Genomic DNA, 17,619 nt, shown 5'->3' on the forward strand with positions numbered 1-17,619 from the left:
ACCCGAGAGGAAAACCCATGAGTATCAACCAATTCCGCCGGACCGCTCCCGGTGATGACAACAGCTCGGCTGTCCCAAATGCCGAGGCCCAGGCCACAAACGTGGTGCCGGCCAAGGCTATCGAGGACTGGCTCGACGAACTCGCCGTTCTCTACGGTGCCAACGCCGCCCGCACCGCCTGTGAGCATCACGCACGAACACTGGGGCTGCTCGCCCGCGATACCGAGGACCAATGGCGCGGTGGGCTGCTGCGCGGCATGTGGTTCCTACTCGCCCATGTCATCATGCGCGCCCCGCTAGCGCCCCTCGACAAAGGCCAGCGTCTGCTCGACATCGACGACCTAGTTGCACCGGCCTACCGGATGCTTCCCGCTGACCTCGGCGCAGATCACGTGTCGGCTGAAGACACCGGCGATCTACGGGCTGCCCACGCCTACAACCACGTTCGCGAGGTGCTGGTGGAGGCCGACGAGAAGACCCTCACCGATTGGCGGTTCAGCAAACAACTGCTGGGCCTCGGTCCCGAAGACGACAGCCCTGCCGAAGCCGGCTACCCGAGCCGCGGCTGATCGCTCGTACCAGCCAGAACCACAACCAGAAAGGAGCCGAGTACCCATGCACGACAACACGAATGAGCAGATCCTGCCGATCCCGTCGGATCTCTACGCCGAGATCGGGCAGATCGAGGAACGAATCTACGAGCTGCGACGCGATGTACGCCGACTGCGGAATCGCTACGCCGAGCTGCGGCAGTCCCCGCAGTCGCTGCGCGTAGACAACCTGGGCCAAGCGATCGAGCCGCGGGAAGCGGTCGAGGCCGCCTACCAGGCCTTGGACTCCGCCGAGTTCAACCTCGACGACACCTCCGAGTCGCTCGGCTGGGCCCACCGCGCCGGCAGCCGGTTGAGCCTCACCGACGCCGCGGCCGAACACCGCGAGCAACAGCTCGCCCAGCAGCACCGTATCGAACGCACCCGATAACCCAAACCCCTTAGTTCTGAAAGGAATACCCACTCATGTCCGAGATGGACGAGATCACCCAAGAGGCCGGCCGATTCACCGGCGCCATGGCACAGGCTCTGACTCAGCTGGCCCACGCCACCAACTGGTTGGAGCGCCGCCGGATCAAGAAGGACATCAGCCGCCTGGTCCGTGAGCAGACCCGCCAGGCCGAAGCGGCTCGCGCACTGGAGGTTCAAGCCACCGCCGAGGCGCTCGAAACCTACCGCCAGCACTCCTCGCGAGTGTCCACCAGCGCCAACAACCCGGGGAGTCACCCCGACCGGCGTGCCCACGATCGCAAAGCGCTGGCACGCCATCACGACCAGTTGAAGAAGCAGGTGCTCCAGTCGGATCTGTTGACTCCCATCGAGCAGGGCATTGCGTTGGACGGAATGGACGCGGCGACCACGTTCCCGGAGTTCAAGCTGGGCAAGCTCTTCTCGAAGGCACGCAAGGTCAAAGGTGTTGACGCGCTTCGCTATCGGGCGCAGGTCGCCCGTGCCCACGCCGAGACCGGTATCGAGCGCCCGCCGGCCTACCGGACCCCGCCCACGTCGCCGGATCGCTCACAGCCCGGTGCCGAACAGCGGCTCGCGGAGGTCGAGAAGCAGCTGGCCGTCTTGACCGCGGACCGGGATCAGCAGGCACGCCAGGTGCAGGTACTCCAGCGTGGCCTGGACGCGGTCACCTCCGACCGGGACAACCACAAGCGCCGTGTGGAAGCCGCCGAGGCGGAGGTGGCGACGTTGAAGAACGCCAACACCCGCCAGGCCGCCGAGCTGAAGAGCCTGCGCGACACCGTGATAACCGTCGGAGTCGAACGCGACAAGTTCAAGACAGAACGCGACCAGGCCGTCGGGAAGCTCAAGGCAGCCACCCCCGAACACGACCGCTACGGCAGTCGCGAGCGTGTCGCAGCCGAGAACAACGGTGTCCCGCCCGACCAACAGCGCACGCAGCCGCAGCGGCCCAACGGGATCGAGCGGAGTCGGTAGACATGCATCGCGAACACGAAGAACTGATGCGCCGCGAGTTCTTCGAACAGGCCCAACTCGCCCGTACTCAGGCCCAGACCCGCTCCGAGTTCCAGTACGAGCGCCTCGCCCTCACCCGCGCCAACTACGACGACCGCTGGCTGGCCGGCCCGCATGCGCAGGAATGGGCGTTCCTGAGCGCCTCCTACGAGGACTGGCAGCGCGACCCGAAATCCATGACCGTGCTGATGAACAACCTCGACCACATCCACGCCCACCACGGAAAAGTGTTCGGCCTCACCGACGTCCGCCGCCGCAGCCTGGAACAGGCCCGCGATCTGGTCACCATCGATCACACTCGCGCCCCTGCCGAGCATGAGCACGGTGTCGAGCGGGGGCGATGAGCTCATGCACCGTGAACACGAAGACCTGATGCGTTCGGAGTTCCACGACCGCACCACCCTGGCATGGCAGGCCGACCGGCCCGGGATCAGCGACGCCGAGCAGGCCAGCCTGCACGGCCAGGTCGCCGACTATGACCAGCGGTGGTCGGGCGGGCCGCACGCGGACGATTGGCAGTATCTGTCGAACGCGTTGCGGGACTGGCAGACCCGCCCCGACGAGATGGACTCCTACCTGGCCGTCCTGGACTACCAGCGGCGCGCGTTCGGCCGGCCCGAGGGCGTGGACGAAACGCAGTGGCAGAGCCTGGTGCAGGCCCACAACATCGCCCACGAGGACCGCATCCGCCAGCGCTACCAGCACCCCGAACGCGACCTGGGTTTGGAACGGTGGCGATGAGCATGCAACCCGAGCATGAGGAAGCCATGCGCGTCGACTTCGCCGAACGTGTCCGGCTCACCGACGAAATGGGTTTGGCCCTTCAGACCAGTGCGACCGAGGCTGAACTCGCCGATCTCGATATGCAGCGCAACAGCATCGATATCGGCTGGTACCGCGGGCCGCACGCCAAGGATTGGCGCTACCTCAATATCGCGTTCAACACCTGGGCGTTCGCACCCGAGCAGGCCCGCCAGCATCTGGACTGGGCCAAGTACTACCGCGACGAGGTCGGCCAGGACCAGCTCACCCCGCTGCAATGGCGCAGCATCGAGCAAGCACAAGAGCTGTCGGGCAACACCTTCGAGGTTCCCTACGAACGCAACGCACCCGACACCTACCGGTGCGCGCCAGGCACACCGATCCTGCGATTCGGTGCCGACCGGGACCGTCCTCCGATCGAGCGAGGGCGGTGAAATGCCGTGGATTTCACAGCCCCGCAGGGTCTTTCGTGGCAGAAGATCACCGCAGCGCTCACCGCGCACATGGGACCCGGCCGTCCCGGACCGCGCTGGACCAACTACCTGTGTCCGGTCCACGAGGCCGACGGCCAGCACCACAATCCGTCATTGGGTGTGCGGTACGACCCAGTGCAGGGAAAGACAATCGTGCGATGCTGGGCCGGCTGCGATGACCAGGACGTCCTGACCCGATTGAACCTCCAGGTCCGAGACCTGTGGGACCGACTGCCCGAACGTGGCTCTGGGAACCGTCGCGACCACGCCGGCGGCCGCGGCGGCAGGCCGAACACTCAGGCGCAGCCTCAGATGTCGTTGGTGGACAAGGCCATCGACTATGCCGGGTTCCCGGTACCGCACAAGCCGAGCCTGGGTGAGCAGACCGGGCCCGCGGAGAACGTCCACTCCTACCTCTACCGGTGGCCAGATGGCCGAATCGAGGGCGCGATCATCCGCCAGCGCATCCCCTACGAGCACGGCTACGGCAAAGGGTTCACCCAACGGCACTGGACCGGAACCGACTGGGAGAACACCGGGTTCGCGCCCATCCCCTACCGACTCCCCGAGGTCACCGACTCCCTCAGCCGCGGACGCGAGATCTATGTCTGCGAAGGCGAGCAGGACGTGCTGTCCGCCTTCACAGCCGGGCAGATCGCCACCTGCAACGCCATGGGCGCCGGCAGCTGGAACCGCGATCACGCCCAATGGCTCCACGGCGCGGGACGGGTGATCGTGGTGGCCGACCGCGACCGCCCTGGCTACCGCCACGCCGCCCGCGTCGCCGAGTCCCTACACGGCCACGTCGGTGAGATCCGTGTTCTGCAAGCGGCCACGGGCAAGGACCTCACCGACCACCTCGCCGCCGGCCACGGCATCGACCAGCTCGAGCTGGTCCCGTACCTGGATCGGCACTACCGCCAACCAGCCCAGCGGTCCCAGCAGATCACCCGCAGCCGCTGAACCCACCTATCCCTGATCGACCACAAGAGAGGAAATCCCATCATGACCGGCATCGACTACGGACAGCGGTTCAAGCAGGCCGCCGCCAAACCGCCGAGCGCGTTCGGCAAGAACGCCACTCCCGGCACCACCGTCTACGGACGCATCACCGAGATCGGTGAACAGCCACGACTGAAGTTCAACGGCGCGCCCGGCGAAGTCCAGAAGGACAAGCAGGGAAACCCGGTGATGCAACTGTTCATCACCCTCGATACCCCTGCCGGACTTCGAAACCTGTACCCGACCCCACGCATGGAACGCGCGATCGGCGCGGCTATGACCAAGGCCGGCGCCACCGGTTTCGACATTGGCGCGACCCTGTCGATCACCTACACCGGGACCGATCCCGCTGACGATCGAGCCCGCCTCTACACCGCCGTGTACAACCCGACTACGACCGCGGCGGGAGGTGAGGCGTGACCGGCAACGACGCCGGTGCGGACGCGGTGCGCAGCAACGACGCTGCGCACCGCAGCGCACCGGGCAGTGCGTACAAGGCCGCACGCCCCGAAGCCGAGACCGCTGCGGTCCGATTCTTCTGGGGCGAGCTGATCCTCATGGCACTCATGTCCATCGGCGGCAACACCGTCCACGCAGTGCTCAACGCACCACACGGACTGGCTGTCGTCGCCGGATTCGTGGCCATGTTCCCGCCCATCGCGCTGCTGGCCGCCACCCACGGTGTAGGGCTCCTGGTCCGGGCGCGCGCGAACGCGACGCTGGCATATTGGTTCGTTGTCTCTCTGACCAGCGCGATTGCGCTGATCGCGTTCCGGCTGTCCTTCGATGCCCTGCGCGCCTTGGCCATTCAGGTCGGGATGGCCGCCCACCTGGCCCTGCTGGTGCCGTTGATCATTGACGGCGCGATCGGGCAGGCCACCATCGCCCTGCTCGTCCTGGCCCGCAGCCCACGCACCGACAACGAGGCACCTGCGCAGCCGTTACGCACCGATTACGACCCGGTGCGCACCACCGGAACCGTACGCACCACGTCGGTGCGCGAAGTCCACACCGAGACCCGCTCAACTGCAACCGAACTGCACGCCCCGAGACCCATGGCCGAGATCGAATCGGCGCAGCCGACCGTGATCGAGGCCGGCGGTGCGCAGGATCGATGGATCGAAATCGCCGAATCGGTGTGCAACGCCGACCCCGCCGGACGCCGCGACCCCGACAAGGTCGCCACAATCCTGCGGCTGAAATTCGAAGAGAACTGGTCGCATTCGCGGATCGCCGAGCAGGTCGAACTCAGCTCATCCGCGGTCACCCGCACCCTCACCGCTGCCCGCGACCACCTCGAGGGGTGGGAATCCGGCGAACCTATCCACCCAACCAACACTCTTGCCCCACTGCCCGATCCGAGAGAGGGATAGCCGTGACAACCCACTACGAGAGCAGCCATCCGCGGGTACGCCGCTGGGCGAACACGAAAGATGCTGCCGCGCACATCCATCGCCACCCCGAGGTGCTGCGCCGCTGGCATCGAGAGCGCGACGAACACCCGTGGCTCCCGATGCCGCGCAGGGTCGGGAAAAACCTGCTGTGGGACCTCGATGAACTCGACGCCGCCATCGACGCTCGTGTCGACCGACCGGAAGGCCGGTAGCCATGCCGCGTGGCCGGCCGCCACGGCCGATCGGAGTACCGGGCGCTGTGATGCTCACCGAGCTGGCGCCCGGCCACTTCGAAGCGCGTGTCCTGGTTCGTGACGGGTCCGGCAGGCGCCGCGAGGTCACCCGCCGATCGCCGCTCAAGTTGGACTCGCGTGGACGGAAAGTGCCGGACCGCAATGGCTCTCGCGCCACCGAGGCCGTCCTCGCCGCCGCTCGCGAGGTCCGCGTCGCGGTCCAGGGCGAGCTGACAGATTCGATCACCGTCCGCAGGTTGTGGGAGCACTACCGCAATCACCTGGTAGCGCTCGAGCGCGCAGCGAACACCCTCGATCGCTACGACGACGTCGCGGCGATGTTCACCACCGCATTCGGCGATCTCCGCCTGTACGAGGTCGAGACGATCACCGCCGAGAAATTCCTGATCGAGGTCGGCAAGACCCAAGGACCCGGATCCATGGATACGGCCCGTTCGGTCCTGTCCGGCATGTTCAAGTACGCCGTCCGCAAGACCCCGCTCACGGTCAATCCGCTCCGCGAGGTCGAGTTGCCGGAGAACCTCGAACCCAAGGGCCGGACCGGCGGAGCCCGAGACATCACCGTCGACGAACTCCGCTTCATTCTCACCGCAGTCCGATCCTCGGTCCTCCCCTGCCCGCGCAAGCTCATGAAGAAGGAGCGCGAGCGCGCGAACCCGATCAAGTCCTACACCCCGCCGACCGTCACCGAGTTCTGCGAATCCGCCGACCTCACCGACTGGGTCACGCTGCTGGCAGGAACCGGCCTGCGCCGCAGCCAGATACTCGCCCTTTTGTGGTCCGACATCGACCTCGCGGGCAAGACCCTCCGAACGACCGGAAAAGTGCTGAGAATCACCGGAATTGGGCTCGTCCGTCAGGAGATCGAGAACGACCCCAAGAACCGCAAGGGCCGAATCGCCTTGCCCGACTTCGCAATCATGATGCTCACGAACCGCAAGGCCACGCTGGAAGCCCGGAAGAAGAATCACCCGCCAGCTGAACCACCCGCGTACGACCTGGTCTTCCCGTCCGAGAACTGGACCCTGCGCGACCCGAACAACGTCCAACACCAATGGCAGCGCGTCCGCGAGTCCCTCGGCATCCCCGACGACATCACCGCCCACAGCTTCCGTGGCGCGGTCGCCACCATCCTCGACGATGCGGGCCTCTCCGCCCGAGTCACCGCCGACGTCCTCGGCCACGCCGACCCGTCAATGACCCAGCGCCGCTACATGGCCCGCGGCCGAGTCCACCCCGCAGCAGCCGACGCATTGCACCGGGCAGTCAGCGCCGAATGAATTCTCGAAAGTCGCTACTGCCGAACGGTACTGGTACAGCCATCTAAGTGTGCCATCTGATGACGTTGGTTGGCTCAGTAGTGATCTCCTACGACAGGTTGTTCCGGCCCCAGGCCGTTCGAGGAGGTGCGATGCTCGGCGCATGACTGTCTGGCTCCCGCTGATCAGCTCCCTTGTCGTCGCGACTGTGACGCTCATCGGCATCCGGATCAATAACCGCACCAATCGAGCGGCGATCGCTGCTGCTGACGAGCGTGAGTATCGGAAATGGCAGCGGGAGATGATACTTCGGCAGTGCAGTGAGGTGATCGAGACCGCAACGGCGGCGCACGACATGTACTGGCGTGCATTTGATGACCCGCTGATCACAGCTGCCCAACTGAAGTCCATGACGGACGAATACATGAACAAGATCAGCACGAATGTCGCAGTGCTCAAGATGCTCAACGCCCCGACGATCTCCGCATCATGTAGCACGGTCATAGATGTCCTGGCCGAACTGTGGGAGAGCACAGAGGACGACGATTGGAACAGCGGTCTCACGCATACGATCGACCGTCTCAAGGCTTCTTACGGCGAGGTCGCTCAGGTGGCCAGCGTCGAGATCCATCAGCTAAGTCTGTCGATTAAGGCGGATCTCACCAGACCGATTCGGCAAAGGCTGGGGCGTTTCCACCGTTCCAAGGGCAATCCCACGTCCAGACGGCTAGGACGACTCATAGGTGGGTCAGCAGCTGGTCCACCGCATGAGGTTTAACACTGACGGAGTTTGTTGGGATATAGACGGGTTCCAGACTCCCCGAACGTCACAGGTGGAGAGCGATGAACGCTCTCCACCTGGTCTTTTGGAGCCGCCTGGGGGAATCGAACCCCCGACCTTTTCATTACGAGTGAAGCGCTCTACCGACTGAGCTAAGGCGGCGTGCCTTCCGGCGGTGCGAGTCTATCGTCTCGTGCCCGAAACGCGAAAACGGGTGCTCGGGGTGATCGGGGACACGCCGGGGTCAGGCGGAGCGGGCCGCGATGAGGGCCGCGGCCATGGCGGCCAGGGCGAAGCGGGGCTTGACGTTGGTCTCGAGGGCCTCGCGGCAGTCGAGGACGGCCTGGATGGACAACAGCAGGCCCTCGGGGCGGACGTCGGTGGCGAGCTCGCGGATCTGGTCGGCCATGTCCGGGTGGGTGAGAACGACTCCGGCGGAGGAGTCCGCCCTCGCGGCGCCGAAGCGGACCGCGAGCGCGTCGCGGTACAGGCCCGCGACATCGATCAGCGCCCGGTCCAGGGCGTCGCGCCCGGTCCGGGTGGTCCGCGACTTCTGGCGCTTCTCCAGTTCTTTCAACGCTCCCGCCGAACCGCGGGTGGCCGAGGCCGCGCCCTTGCCGGTGCCGCCCGCGCCCAGCGCGATGGCCAATTCCTCGCGCTCCTTCTCGTCCCGCTCGGCGCTGACCTGCTTGGCCTCGTCATCGGCGGACTTCACCAGCTCGTCGGCGGCGCCGTAGGCCGCCGCGGGCCGGGCGGTCGCCGCGACCAGCGCCAGCGCCCGCTTGCGCCGGGCCCGAGCCTGGTCATCGGTGGCGAGCCGGCGCGCACGGCCCACATGTCCGCCGCTGACCGAGGCCGCCCAGCCGGCCGTCCGCTCGTCCAGCCCGTCCCGCTCGCGCAGCACCTGCGCGATGGCGGCGACCGAGGGCGTCGCCAAATGCACGTGCCGGCACCGGGATCGGAGCGTCACCGAGATGTCTTCCGGGTCCACCGAGGGCGCGCAGAGCAGGAACACCGTCCGCTCCGGCGGTTCCTCCACCACCTTCAGCAGCACATTGCCCGCCGCCTCGGTCAACCGGTCGGCGTCCTCGACTACGACCACCTGCCACCGCCCGGTGCTCGGCCGACGCGACGCCACCTGCACGATCTCGCGCATCTCCTTGGTGCCGATGCTCAAACCCTCCGGCACCACACGCCGCACATCGCCGTGCGTTCCGGCCATGGTGGTGGTGCACGCGTGGCAGCGCCCGCACCCGGGCGTCGCCTCGTCGGTGCACTGCAGAGCCGCCGCGAAGCACAACGCCGCCACCGACCGCCCCGATCCGGGCGGCCCGGTGAACAACCACGAATGCGTCATGGCCGACGAGGATCCGGCTCCACCCCGCGCCGCTATCGCGGCAGCGGTGAGCTCGGACTCGACCGCACCCTGGCCGACCAGTCGATCGAAGACACCCGCCACGCCGACCACCTTAGCCGCCACCCCCGACAGCCCGGCCGACGGTCAGCCGGCGCGCTGATGATCAGTTGGCCCGTTGATAAGTGGTGTTGGCCCCGTCCAGCGCCTCCCGAATGATGTCGGCGTGGCCGGAGTGATGCGCGATCTCGCGGAAGATGTGCAGCAGGATGTAGCGGACCGTCAGATACACCCGCTCCGGCGCCCACGGCGCGGTCGGCGTCGGCACCGAGTCCTCCAGGTTGGGTAGCTCCCGGATCACCTTCGCGGTGTGCTCGGCGACGACCTCCCACTCGGCGAGCAGCCCGGCGACCGTCTGCTCCGGGTCCAGCCGGTATTCGGAATCCATTCGGGAGACATCGAATTCGGAGTTCGGGTCGCGCTCGAGCAGGATCGTGGTCCAGTGCCTCTCGATATTCACGGTGTGGCTCACCAGACCGCCGAGGGTGAGTTCACTGACCGTGGTGCGCTGGCGCGCCTGCTCGTCATCGATGCCGCGGACGGTGATCCGGAACAGCTCGCGCTGGCTGTCGAGGATCTTGATCAGTTCTTCACGCTCATGGTCGACGGTCATCGAATGTCCTTCCGCTGGTGCGTGTTACGGATTACACGCTACGGCAGGGCACCGACAGGAACGTGGCGGAAAAGCGAAGCGCCCCCATCTGAACAGGGGCGCTTCGAACAGCTCGCGCTCAGGACTGCGCGGTCGCCGCGGTCTTCTTGGCGGCCGGAGTCTTCTTGGCCGCCGCGGCCTTCTTGGTCGTCACACCGTCAGCCGTCTTGGCAGCCGCCTTCTTCGCGGCCGCCTTCTTCACCACGGTCTTGGCCACCGCGGTCTTCTTGGCCGGGGTCTTCTTCGCTGCCGCCTTCTTGGCCGTCTTCTTCGCGGCCTTCTTCACCGGCCCGCGCGCCCGCCGATCCGCCAGCAGCTCCGAAGCCCGCGCGTCGGTGATGGACTCGACCTCGTCACCCTTGCGCAGGCTGGCATTGGTCTCACCATCGGTGACATACGGACCGAACCGCCCGTCCTTGATCACCATCGGCTTCTCCGACACCGGATCCACACCCAGTTCGCGCAGCGGCGGCGCACTGGCCGACTGCCCGCCGCGCCGCTTGGGCTCGGCGTAGATCTTGAGCGCCTCCTCGAGCGTCACCGAGAAGATCTGATCCTCGCCGGTGAGCGAACGCGAGTCCGTGCCCTTCTTCAGGTACGGCCCGTAGCGCCCGTTCTGCGCGGTGATCTCGTCGCCGGAGGTCGGGTCCACACCCACCACGCGCGGCAGCGACAGCAGCTTCAGCGCTTCCTCGAGCGTCACCGTCTCCACGCTCATGGACTTGAACAGCGACCCGGTGCGCGGCTTGGGCTTGTCGGCCGCCTTCTTGGCGGTCTTCTTCGCGCCGGTGTCGATATCCTCGGCCGGCTCGGGCAGGACCTCGGTCACGTACGGCCCGAAACGCCCTTCCTTGGCGACGATTTCGTGCCCGCTCACCGGATCGGTGCCCAGCGAGCGACCCTCCTGCGGCGTCGCGAACAGCTTCTCCGCGACCTCCGGCGTCAGCTCGTCCGGCGGCAGATCGTCGGGCAGGTTCGCGCGCTGCGAGACCGGAGTCCCGTCCGGGTCATCGGGATTGGCGACCATGCGCTCCAAGTACGGCCCGAACTTGCCGACCCGCACCACCACGTCGCGACCCTCGTCGTCGCTGAACAGCTTGATGGAGTTGACTTCTCGCGCGTCGATGCCGTCGAGCCGTTCGCCCACCATCTTTTTCAGGCCGCCCGACCGCGCCACCGAACCCTCGGCACCGTGATCGCCGCCGAAATAGAAGGAGGACAGCCAGTTTCCGCGCTGCTCGCGACCGCCGGCGATGGCGTCGAGGTCATCCTCCATGGCCGCGGTGAAGTCGAAGTCCACCAGCCGCCCGAAGTGCTCCTCCAGCAGCCCGATCACCGCGAACGCCACCCACGACGGCACCAGCGCACTTCCGCGCTTGTACACGTAACCGCGGTCGAGAATGGTCTTGATGATCGAGGAGTAGGTGGAAGGACGGCCGATGCCGAGGTCTTCCAGCGCCTTGATCAGCGAGGCCTCGGTGAAGCGCGCGGGCGGATTGGTGGTGTGCCCGTCCGGCGCGAGCTCGATGGCCGTCACGCCCTGGCCCTCGGTCAGCGCCGGCAGGCGCGATTCGGCGTCATCGGACTGGCCACCCGCCTCCTCGTCGACGCTCTCCACATACGCCTTGAGGAAGCCGGGGAACGTGATGGTCCGGCCCGATGCCGAAAACACGCACTCCTCACCGGAATTCGCGTTACCGGTGATCCGGACGGTCATCGTGGTGCCGCGCGCGTCCTGCATCTGCGAGGCCACTGTGCGCTGCCAGATCAGCTCGTACAGGCGGAATTCGTCGGTGTCGACCTTGTTGTGCAGCTGCCCCGGCGTCGCGAAGGTGTCACCCGCGGGACGGATGGCCTCGTGCGCCTCCTGCGCGTTCTTGACCTTGCGGGTGTACTGCCGCGGCGTCGGACTCACGTACTCCGCGCCGTACAACTGCGTGGCCTGCGAGCGCGCCGCCTGAATCGCCGACTCCGACAGGGTCGTCGAGTCGGTACGCATATAGGTGATGTAGCCGTTCTCGTACAGCCGCTGCGCCACCCGCATGGTGCGCTCGGAGGTGAAGCGCAGCTTGCGCGCGGCCTCCTGCTGCAGCGTCGAAGTCATGAACGGCGCGTACGGCTTTCGCGTGTACGGCTTGGATTCCACCGAGCTGACCGTCAGGTCCGCGCCGTGCAGCCCTTCCGCCAGCCGCTGCGCGTAACCGGCGTCGAGCACGACGACGCCCTGGGATTTCAGCTGCCCGTCGGACCCGAAGTCGCGACCGGTCGCCACCCGGGAACCTTGGACACTGACCAGTCGCGCGCCGAAGACCCGCGGGTTCCCGCCGCTCTCGTCGCCGCCTGCGTCCAGCTTGGCCGCGATGTCCCAGTACTCCGCGGACCGGAACGCCATGCGCTCCCGCTCCCGCTGCACGATGACGCGCGTCGCCACCGACTGCACCCGGCCCGCCGACAACCGCGGCATAACCTTCTTCCACAGCACCGGCGAGACTTCGTAGCCGTAGAGCCGGTCCAGGATGCGTCGCGTCTCCTGCGCGTCGACCAGATCCTGATCCAGCTCGCGGGTGTCGGCCGCGGCGGCCTGGATGGCGGGCTCGGTGATCTCGTGGAACACCATGCGCCGCACCGGCACCTTGGGCTTGAGCGTCTCCAGCAGGTGCCAGGCGATGGCCTCGCCCTCGCGGTCGGGGTCGGTGGCGAGGTAGAGCTCGTCGGCGTCGGCCAGCAGGCTCTTCAGCTCACTGACCTTCCCCTTCTTATCGGGGCTGACAACGTAGATGGGCTCGAAGTCGTGGTCGACGTCCACGCCGAGCCGCGCCCACTGCTGTCCTTTGTATTTGGCGGGCACGTCCGCCGCACCGCGCGGCAGGTCCCGGATGTGGCCGACCGAGGCCTCCACCACGTATCCGCGCCCCAGATAGGGCGCGATCTTCTTGGCCTTCGTCGGCGACTCGACAATCACGAGACGACGCAGGGAACGGCCCTGGTCGGGCGCTGCCTGGGAGTTCGGCGCTGCACCGCGGTCTCGTGTTGCCACCGGCGAACACACCTTTCGTCTCGATCCGCGTCGGAGCTGGTGTACGCGCTCTACGCGGCTGGGGCATACGGCTGCGATGTCCGATATCGCTGCCAGCAACGTTTATACCGTGTTCAAAGGCCGCGGCTGGTGCGCGGCGACGATGTAGCCCCTGATCGTGATCGAGTGTAATGGGTCCAGATATGGGTCGTCCCCCACCGCCAGGGGGCGATGGGGGACGGATACCTTCGGGAGGGCTCGCTCAGAGCGCCCGAACACCGGTGGCCTGCGGGCCCTTGGTGCCCTGGCCAACCTCGAATTCGACCTTCTGGTTCTCCTCGAGGGTGCGGAAGCCCGTGCCCTGGATCTCGGAGTAGTGGACGAAGACGTCAGCGGAGCCGTCCTCGGGCGCGATGAAGCCGAACCCCTTCTCCGCGTTGAACCACTTCACAGTTCCCTGTGCCATTCTGTTCCTTCTCTTTCCATACCGGAACGGCGGACAACTGGGTTCATCCACCGGGTCCGTTGAGACCGCTGTACTCTGTTCCCCCTGCAGGAAAGCACCTAGTACACCGTTCGCAACATCGATCCTGCTGATGGTTTGGACTTTCGATCCGTTCCCTCGAACACAGAAGCTTGCGACCAGGAACCAGTGAACCATGTCTTCGGGCAATTCAACAGCCGAGTTACCCACAATTTGCAAAAAAGTTGATCTTGCGAATGCGCAGGTGAGGGGCATAATGCCCAAATCCGTACTTGAAGTTGGTTTGCTTCCGGATAACAGAGCGAGCATCTGGCAAACCGGGTGTGAGGCGGGACGCTACTCGGTAGTGAAATGGCAGGTAGAGCCTCGGGCGCACACACCTTTCGCACCCGTTGGGCGTGTCGCGGTGACGCTTCGATGAATGATGAAGATCAGCAGCGTCCAACCGGAGACTACAGCGAGATCAGCTATGGGAGATCGTTGCTGAATCGTGTCCTAAACGGACCGGTGTCCGGTGACCCCCGCCTCACCCATGTGACCGAGCTACCGCCGCGCGCGGCACAGGTCACGAAATGGCCCGAATGGACATCTCCGGATGTCATCGCCGCAGTTCAGGCGGCCGGAGTCGCCGAGCCCTGGAGCCACCAGAGCCGGGCCGCGGACCTGGCCGCGGCCGGGCGGCACGTGGTGGTGTCGACCGGTACGGCGTCTGGAAAATCGCTGGCCTATCAACTCCCCGTGCTGACCACCCTGCAGGCCGATCCGCGGGCCACGGCGCTGTACCTCTCGCCGACCAAGGCGCTGGGAGCCGATCAGCTACGCATGGTCAACGAGCTGACCAGCGAAGATCCGCTGCGAAACGTGCATCCCGCGCCCTACGACGGCGACACGCCGGCGGAGATCCGGCAATGGGTGCGAGCGCACGCGCGGTGGGTGTTCACCAATCCCGACATGCTGCATGTCGGAATGCTCCGATCGCATCAGCGGTGGGCACGACTGCTGCGGCAGCTCAAATACGTCGTGGTCGATGAATGCCATATCTACCGTGGGGTTTTCGGGTCGCACGTGGCGCTGGTGCTGCGGCGGCTTCGGCGACTCGCCGAGCGGTACGGGGCGGATCCGGTTTTCGTGCTGTGCTCGGCGACCACCGCGGACCCAGCTGGCACCGCCGAGAAACTGATCGGCGCACCGTGTGTCGCGGTCACCGAGGACGGATCGCCGCAGGGGTCGCGGACCGTGGCGCTGTGGGAGCCGCCGCTGCTCGGGGCGGGCTTGACCGGGGAAAACGGTGCGGCCGTGCGACGTTCGGCGGGGGCCGAGGCCGCCGCCGTGATGGCGGATCTGGTGGCCGAGGGTGCGCGCACGCTGACCTTCGTGCGCTCGCGACGCGGGGCCGAAGCGGTGGCGATGGACGCGAAGCGGCTGCTCGCGGACGTGGATGCCCAGCTCCCCCCGCGTGTCGCCGCCTATCGGGCCGGGTATCTCGCCGAGGATCGGCGGGCGCTCGAGGCGGCGCTGTCGGAAGGCTCGCTACTGGGCGCGGCCACCACGAACGCGCTGGAACTCGGCGTCGACATCGCGGGGCTGGATGCCGTTGTGGTGGCGGGATATCCGGGGACGGTGGCCTCGTTCTGGCAGCAGGCCGGCCGGGCCGGGCGCCGCACGCAGGGGTCGTTGGTGCTGCTCATCGCGCGTGACGACCCGCTGGACACCTATCTCGTGCACCATCCGGAGGCACTGCTCGGGCGGCCGCTCGAGGCCAGCATCACCGACCCGCACAACCCGTACGTGCTCGGGCCGCACCTGCTGTGCGCGGCCCTGGAACAGCCGCTCAGCGATGCCGAGGTGCACGGTTTCCGAGCCTGGGAACTGCTGTCCGACCTGGCCGAACAGGGATTGATCCGGCGGCGGGCGGGCGTGGCGCGGGACGGGACGGCACGCTGGTTCGTGACCGCCGACGCGCATCCCCACGACGCGGTCGACGTGCGCGGCGGCATCGGCACCGCGATCGCGGTGGTGGACGGCGAGTCCGGCCGCATGCTCGGCACCACCGATGCCGGGCGCGCCCCGGCCACCCTGCATCCGGGGGCGGTCCACCTGCACCAGGGCGAGAGCTACGTGGTCGATGAGCTGGACCTCGAGGAAGGCGTGGCGCTGGTGCACGCTGACACGCCCGGATGGACCACCAGCGCGCGGGCGGTGACCTCGCTCGAGATCGAGGAGGTGACCGAGGAACGCCGGTTCGGCCCGGTCACCACCGCTCTGGCGCGCGTGCTGGTGACCCGGCAGGTCATCGGCTACCTGCGCAGACTGCCCAGCGGCGAAGTCCTGGACATGGTCGAGCTGGACCTGCCGGCGCAGACCCTGCCCACCCGGGCCGTCTTCTACACCGTCACGACGGAGCTGCTGGCCCGCGCCGGAATCGACGCGCGACACGCCGCGGGCGCGCTGCACGCGGCCGAGCACGCCGCCATCGGCATGCTGCCGTTGGTCGCGACCTGCGATCGATGGGACATCGGCGGCGTGTCGACGGCAGAACACGCCGATACGGGGCTTCCGACGGTGTTCGTCTACGACGGGCATCCGGGCGGGGCGGGTTTCGCCGAGCGCGGGTTCTCCCAGCTGCGGCACTGGCTGGCCGCGACCCTGGGGGCGATCAGGTCCTGCGTGTGCGTGAGCGGTTGTCCGTCCTGCGTGCAGTCACCGAAGTGCGGAAACGGCAACAATCCGCTGGACAAGGCGGGTGCGGCACGGCTGTTGCGGGCCGTGCTGGCCGAGCTCGGGGAAGGTGACGGCGACCACGCCGAACCGTGACGCCGCCGTCGTCGGGGCGAGACCGGACCGCCATCCGACCAACTGGTCGGCGTTGTCAGCTGGTTGGTATCGGGGGCAATCAGGGTGCTGGGGGGTGTCTGCGACACGCCGGGGCCCCGAGTCGAATAAAAAGGGATGTGATCCTGTTAACTGGGGGGTTGCTCCGTTCGATAATGTCGCTCCCGGATTTACCTGTGCATTCATTCCAATGAGTCTCCGAGAACGAATTGGAAAGCGATCGATACCCAATCAATTCGCCTATGACATTCATCGAATTTCGACATTGATCGACTACCGATGTGGCCCGCGCCATCGCATTTCTAACCAACCGCTCGGTACGAGATATTGCCTCGCTACCCGACCCCTTCCGCCGGTCCCGCCCGCGCCGCCGCGCGCACCTCTCGCGCCCCGAGCGCACCCAGCGATATCCGCCCCTCGACGGTCACCGTCGCGTCCCACCCGCGCACCTCGCAGGCCACCAGCCGCACCGACATCCGGTCCGCGATGTCCGCCGCCCGGCGGCAGCCCGCCACGGTTCCCGCGTCGAGGCCACTTGCGGCGGCGAGCGCGCCGAGATCAGCGGCGGACTGCACCCGGTGCCGTCCGGCCACGGCCACGCCGATCTGCGCGATCAGGACCATCGTGGCGAGCATCCCGAGCAGGGCCAGGCACGCGGTCACGGTGACTCCTCCGGCCTCACCGTCCGCCGGGCTTCGGACGAAGGTCGTCATCGGGGCTCCCCGGGCTCGCGCGCGGCCACCGCGGCCGCGTGCAGGGTGAGCGGAAGCAGCTGAGCGCGGGCGCTGACCTCGGCGACGATCAGGTCTCCCTCGGACCGCAACTCGACCCGTGCGCCCGGCGGCGCGACCCGGCGGGCCGCGGGTACCGCTGCGGCCCGGTCACCGCGGGCGGCCAGCCGGGCCGCCTCGCGGGCGGCATCGACACAGCGCACCTGCGCCGATACCGCCAGCAGGGCTCCGAGGCCGAGGACCAGCACCGCGACCAGCGCGGCCAGCGCAATGGCCGCCTCGACCGTCGCCATGCCCGCCTCGGCATCCGGAGGTGGTGTGGCATACGTCACTTGACGGGAGTCTTCAACGCCTTGTCGATGATCTTGGTCAGCGCGTTCACAATGCTGTCGCCGGTAACCACCGTGTACAGCACGGCTCCGAAGGCCGCGGCGGCTATGGTCCCGATCGCGTATTCCGCCGTGCTCATACCGTTTTCGGCGGTCAGCACGCGCAGCAGGCGGGTTCGTGCTTCCCAGAAGAGGTTTCG

The 17,619-nt window shown here is 67.1% G+C and carries 20 protein-coding genes and 1 tRNA gene; 13 read left to right on the top strand and 8 right to left on the bottom strand.

Features of this window, described 5'->3' with window-relative positions:
* The first annotated feature begins 17 nt into the window (after positions 1-17).
* The 12 genes from GPX89_RS19830 (at position 18) to GPX89_RS19885 (ending at position 7,958) form a co-directional block, all read left to right on the top strand.
* Positions 18-569: a hypothetical protein gene (locus GPX89_RS19830; RefSeq protein ID WP_157389009.1), complete on the top strand. Its 552-nt coding sequence runs from the start codon at positions 18-20 to the stop codon at positions 567-569.
* A gap of 46 nt (positions 570-615) precedes the next feature.
* Positions 616-981 (top strand): hypothetical protein, encoded by a 366-nt coding sequence (locus tag GPX89_RS19835; RefSeq protein WP_157389010.1) that lies wholly within the window; start codon positions 616-618, stop codon positions 979-981.
* Between the two features lie 35 nt (positions 982-1,016).
* Positions 1,017-1,997, top strand: a complete 981-nt coding sequence (locus GPX89_RS19840) for a hypothetical protein (protein ID WP_157389011.1) — start codon at positions 1,017-1,019, stop codon at positions 1,995-1,997.
* A gap of 2 nt (positions 1,998-1,999) precedes the next feature.
* On the top strand, positions 2,000-2,380 hold the full coding sequence (locus GPX89_RS19845) for a hypothetical protein (protein WP_157389012.1): 381 nt from the start codon (positions 2,000-2,002) through the stop codon (positions 2,378-2,380).
* Entirely contained in the window at positions 2,352-2,777 is a 426-nt protein-coding gene (locus GPX89_RS19850; protein WP_157389013.1) for a hypothetical protein, read from the top strand. Before GPX89_RS19845 ends, GPX89_RS19850 begins: the two co-directional genes overlap by 29 nt.
* Entirely contained in the window at positions 2,774-3,232 is a 459-nt protein-coding gene (locus GPX89_RS19855) for a hypothetical protein (RefSeq protein WP_157389014.1), read from the top strand. The genes GPX89_RS19850 and GPX89_RS19855 overlap by 4 nt, the downstream gene beginning before the upstream one ends.
* A 6-nt stretch (positions 3,233-3,238) precedes the next feature.
* On the top strand, positions 3,239-4,234 hold the full coding sequence (locus tag GPX89_RS19860; protein ID WP_157389015.1) for a toprim domain-containing protein: 996 nt from the start codon (positions 3,239-3,241) through the stop codon (positions 4,232-4,234).
* A 42-nt stretch (positions 4,235-4,276) separates the two neighbouring features.
* On the top strand, positions 4,277-4,693 hold the full coding sequence (locus GPX89_RS19865) for a hypothetical protein (RefSeq protein WP_157389016.1): 417 nt from the start codon (positions 4,277-4,279) through the stop codon (positions 4,691-4,693).
* Positions 4,690-5,646 carry a DUF2637 domain-containing protein gene (locus GPX89_RS19870; RefSeq protein WP_157389017.1) on the top strand — a complete coding sequence of 319 codons (957 nt, stop codon included), beginning with the start codon at positions 4,690-4,692 and terminating at the stop codon, positions 5,644-5,646. The genes GPX89_RS19865 and GPX89_RS19870 overlap by 4 nt, the downstream gene beginning before the upstream one ends.
* Before the next feature lie 2 nt (positions 5,647-5,648).
* The gene (locus GPX89_RS19875) at positions 5,649-5,879 is read left to right on the top strand and encodes a hypothetical protein (protein WP_157389018.1); all 231 of its coding nucleotides are present in this window, start codon (positions 5,649-5,651) and stop codon (positions 5,877-5,879) included.
* A 50-nt stretch (positions 5,880-5,929) separates the two neighbouring features.
* A complete protein-coding gene (locus tag GPX89_RS19880) occupies positions 5,930-7,201 on the top strand; it encodes a site-specific integrase (RefSeq protein ID WP_235947522.1) in 1,272 nt (423 codons plus the stop codon).
* 142 nt (positions 7,202-7,343) lie between these two features.
* Positions 7,344-7,958: a hypothetical protein gene (locus GPX89_RS19885; protein WP_157389020.1), complete on the top strand. Its 615-nt coding sequence runs from the start codon at positions 7,344-7,346 to the stop codon at positions 7,956-7,958.
* 89 nt (positions 7,959-8,047) lie between these two features.
* Here GPX89_RS19885 and GPX89_RS19890 read toward each other — a convergent pair.
* The 5 genes from GPX89_RS19890 to GPX89_RS19910 form a co-directional block, all read right to left on the bottom strand.
* Positions 8,048-8,123 (bottom strand) — tRNA-Thr (locus GPX89_RS19890).
* Between the two features lie 82 nt (positions 8,124-8,205).
* Positions 8,206-9,420 (bottom strand): DNA polymerase III subunit delta', encoded by a 1,215-nt coding sequence (locus GPX89_RS19895; RefSeq protein WP_328602044.1) that lies wholly within the window; start codon positions 9,418-9,420, stop codon positions 8,206-8,208.
* A 61-nt stretch (positions 9,421-9,481) separates the two neighbouring features.
* Complete coding sequence (locus tag GPX89_RS19900) at positions 9,482-9,988, bottom strand: DinB family protein (RefSeq protein WP_157389021.1); 507 nt, start codon at positions 9,986-9,988, stop codon at positions 9,482-9,484.
* 118 nt (positions 9,989-10,106) lie between these two features.
* Complete coding sequence (topA, locus tag GPX89_RS19905; protein ID WP_328602073.1) at positions 10,107-12,989, bottom strand: type I DNA topoisomerase; 2,883 nt, start codon at positions 12,987-12,989, stop codon at positions 10,107-10,109.
* A 316-nt stretch (positions 12,990-13,305) separates the two neighbouring features.
* The gene (locus GPX89_RS19910) at positions 13,306-13,509 is read right to left on the bottom strand and encodes a cold-shock protein (protein ID WP_033089373.1); all 204 of its coding nucleotides are present in this window, start codon (positions 13,507-13,509) and stop codon (positions 13,306-13,308) included.
* A 435-nt stretch (positions 13,510-13,944) separates the two neighbouring features.
* Between GPX89_RS19910 and GPX89_RS19915 the strand changes: the two genes are divergently transcribed.
* Positions 13,945-16,341, top strand: a complete 2,397-nt coding sequence (locus tag GPX89_RS19915; protein ID WP_157389022.1) for a DEAD/DEAH box helicase — start codon at positions 13,945-13,947, stop codon at positions 16,339-16,341.
* A 353-nt stretch (positions 16,342-16,694) separates the two neighbouring features.
* On the opposite strand, the gene GPX89_RS19920 is transcribed toward GPX89_RS19915, so the two are convergent.
* From GPX89_RS19920 to GPX89_RS19930, 3 genes are read right to left on the bottom strand one after another with little or no spacing between them, the layout of a single operon-like run.
* Positions 16,695-17,072: an Rv3654c family TadE-like protein gene (locus GPX89_RS19920; protein WP_157389023.1), complete on the bottom strand. Its 378-nt coding sequence runs from the start codon at positions 17,070-17,072 to the stop codon at positions 16,695-16,697.
* The gene (locus tag GPX89_RS19925) at positions 17,069-17,383 is read right to left on the bottom strand and encodes a TadE family type IV pilus minor pilin (RefSeq protein ID WP_157389243.1); all 315 of its coding nucleotides are present in this window, start codon (positions 17,381-17,383) and stop codon (positions 17,069-17,071) included. Before GPX89_RS19925 ends, GPX89_RS19920 begins: the two co-directional genes overlap by 4 nt.
* A 35-nt stretch (positions 17,384-17,418) precedes the next feature.
* Positions 17,419-17,589, bottom strand: coding sequence for a DUF4244 domain-containing protein (locus GPX89_RS19930; RefSeq protein WP_157389244.1), 171 nt, complete (start codon positions 17,587-17,589; stop codon positions 17,419-17,421).
* Positions 17,590-17,619: the final 30 nt, after the last annotated feature.

Origin of the sequence: Nocardia terrae (assembly GCF_009760405.1) — a bacterium.
GTDB classification, from domain to species: domain Bacteria; phylum Actinomycetota; class Actinomycetes; order Mycobacteriales; family Mycobacteriaceae; genus Nocardia; species Nocardia terrae.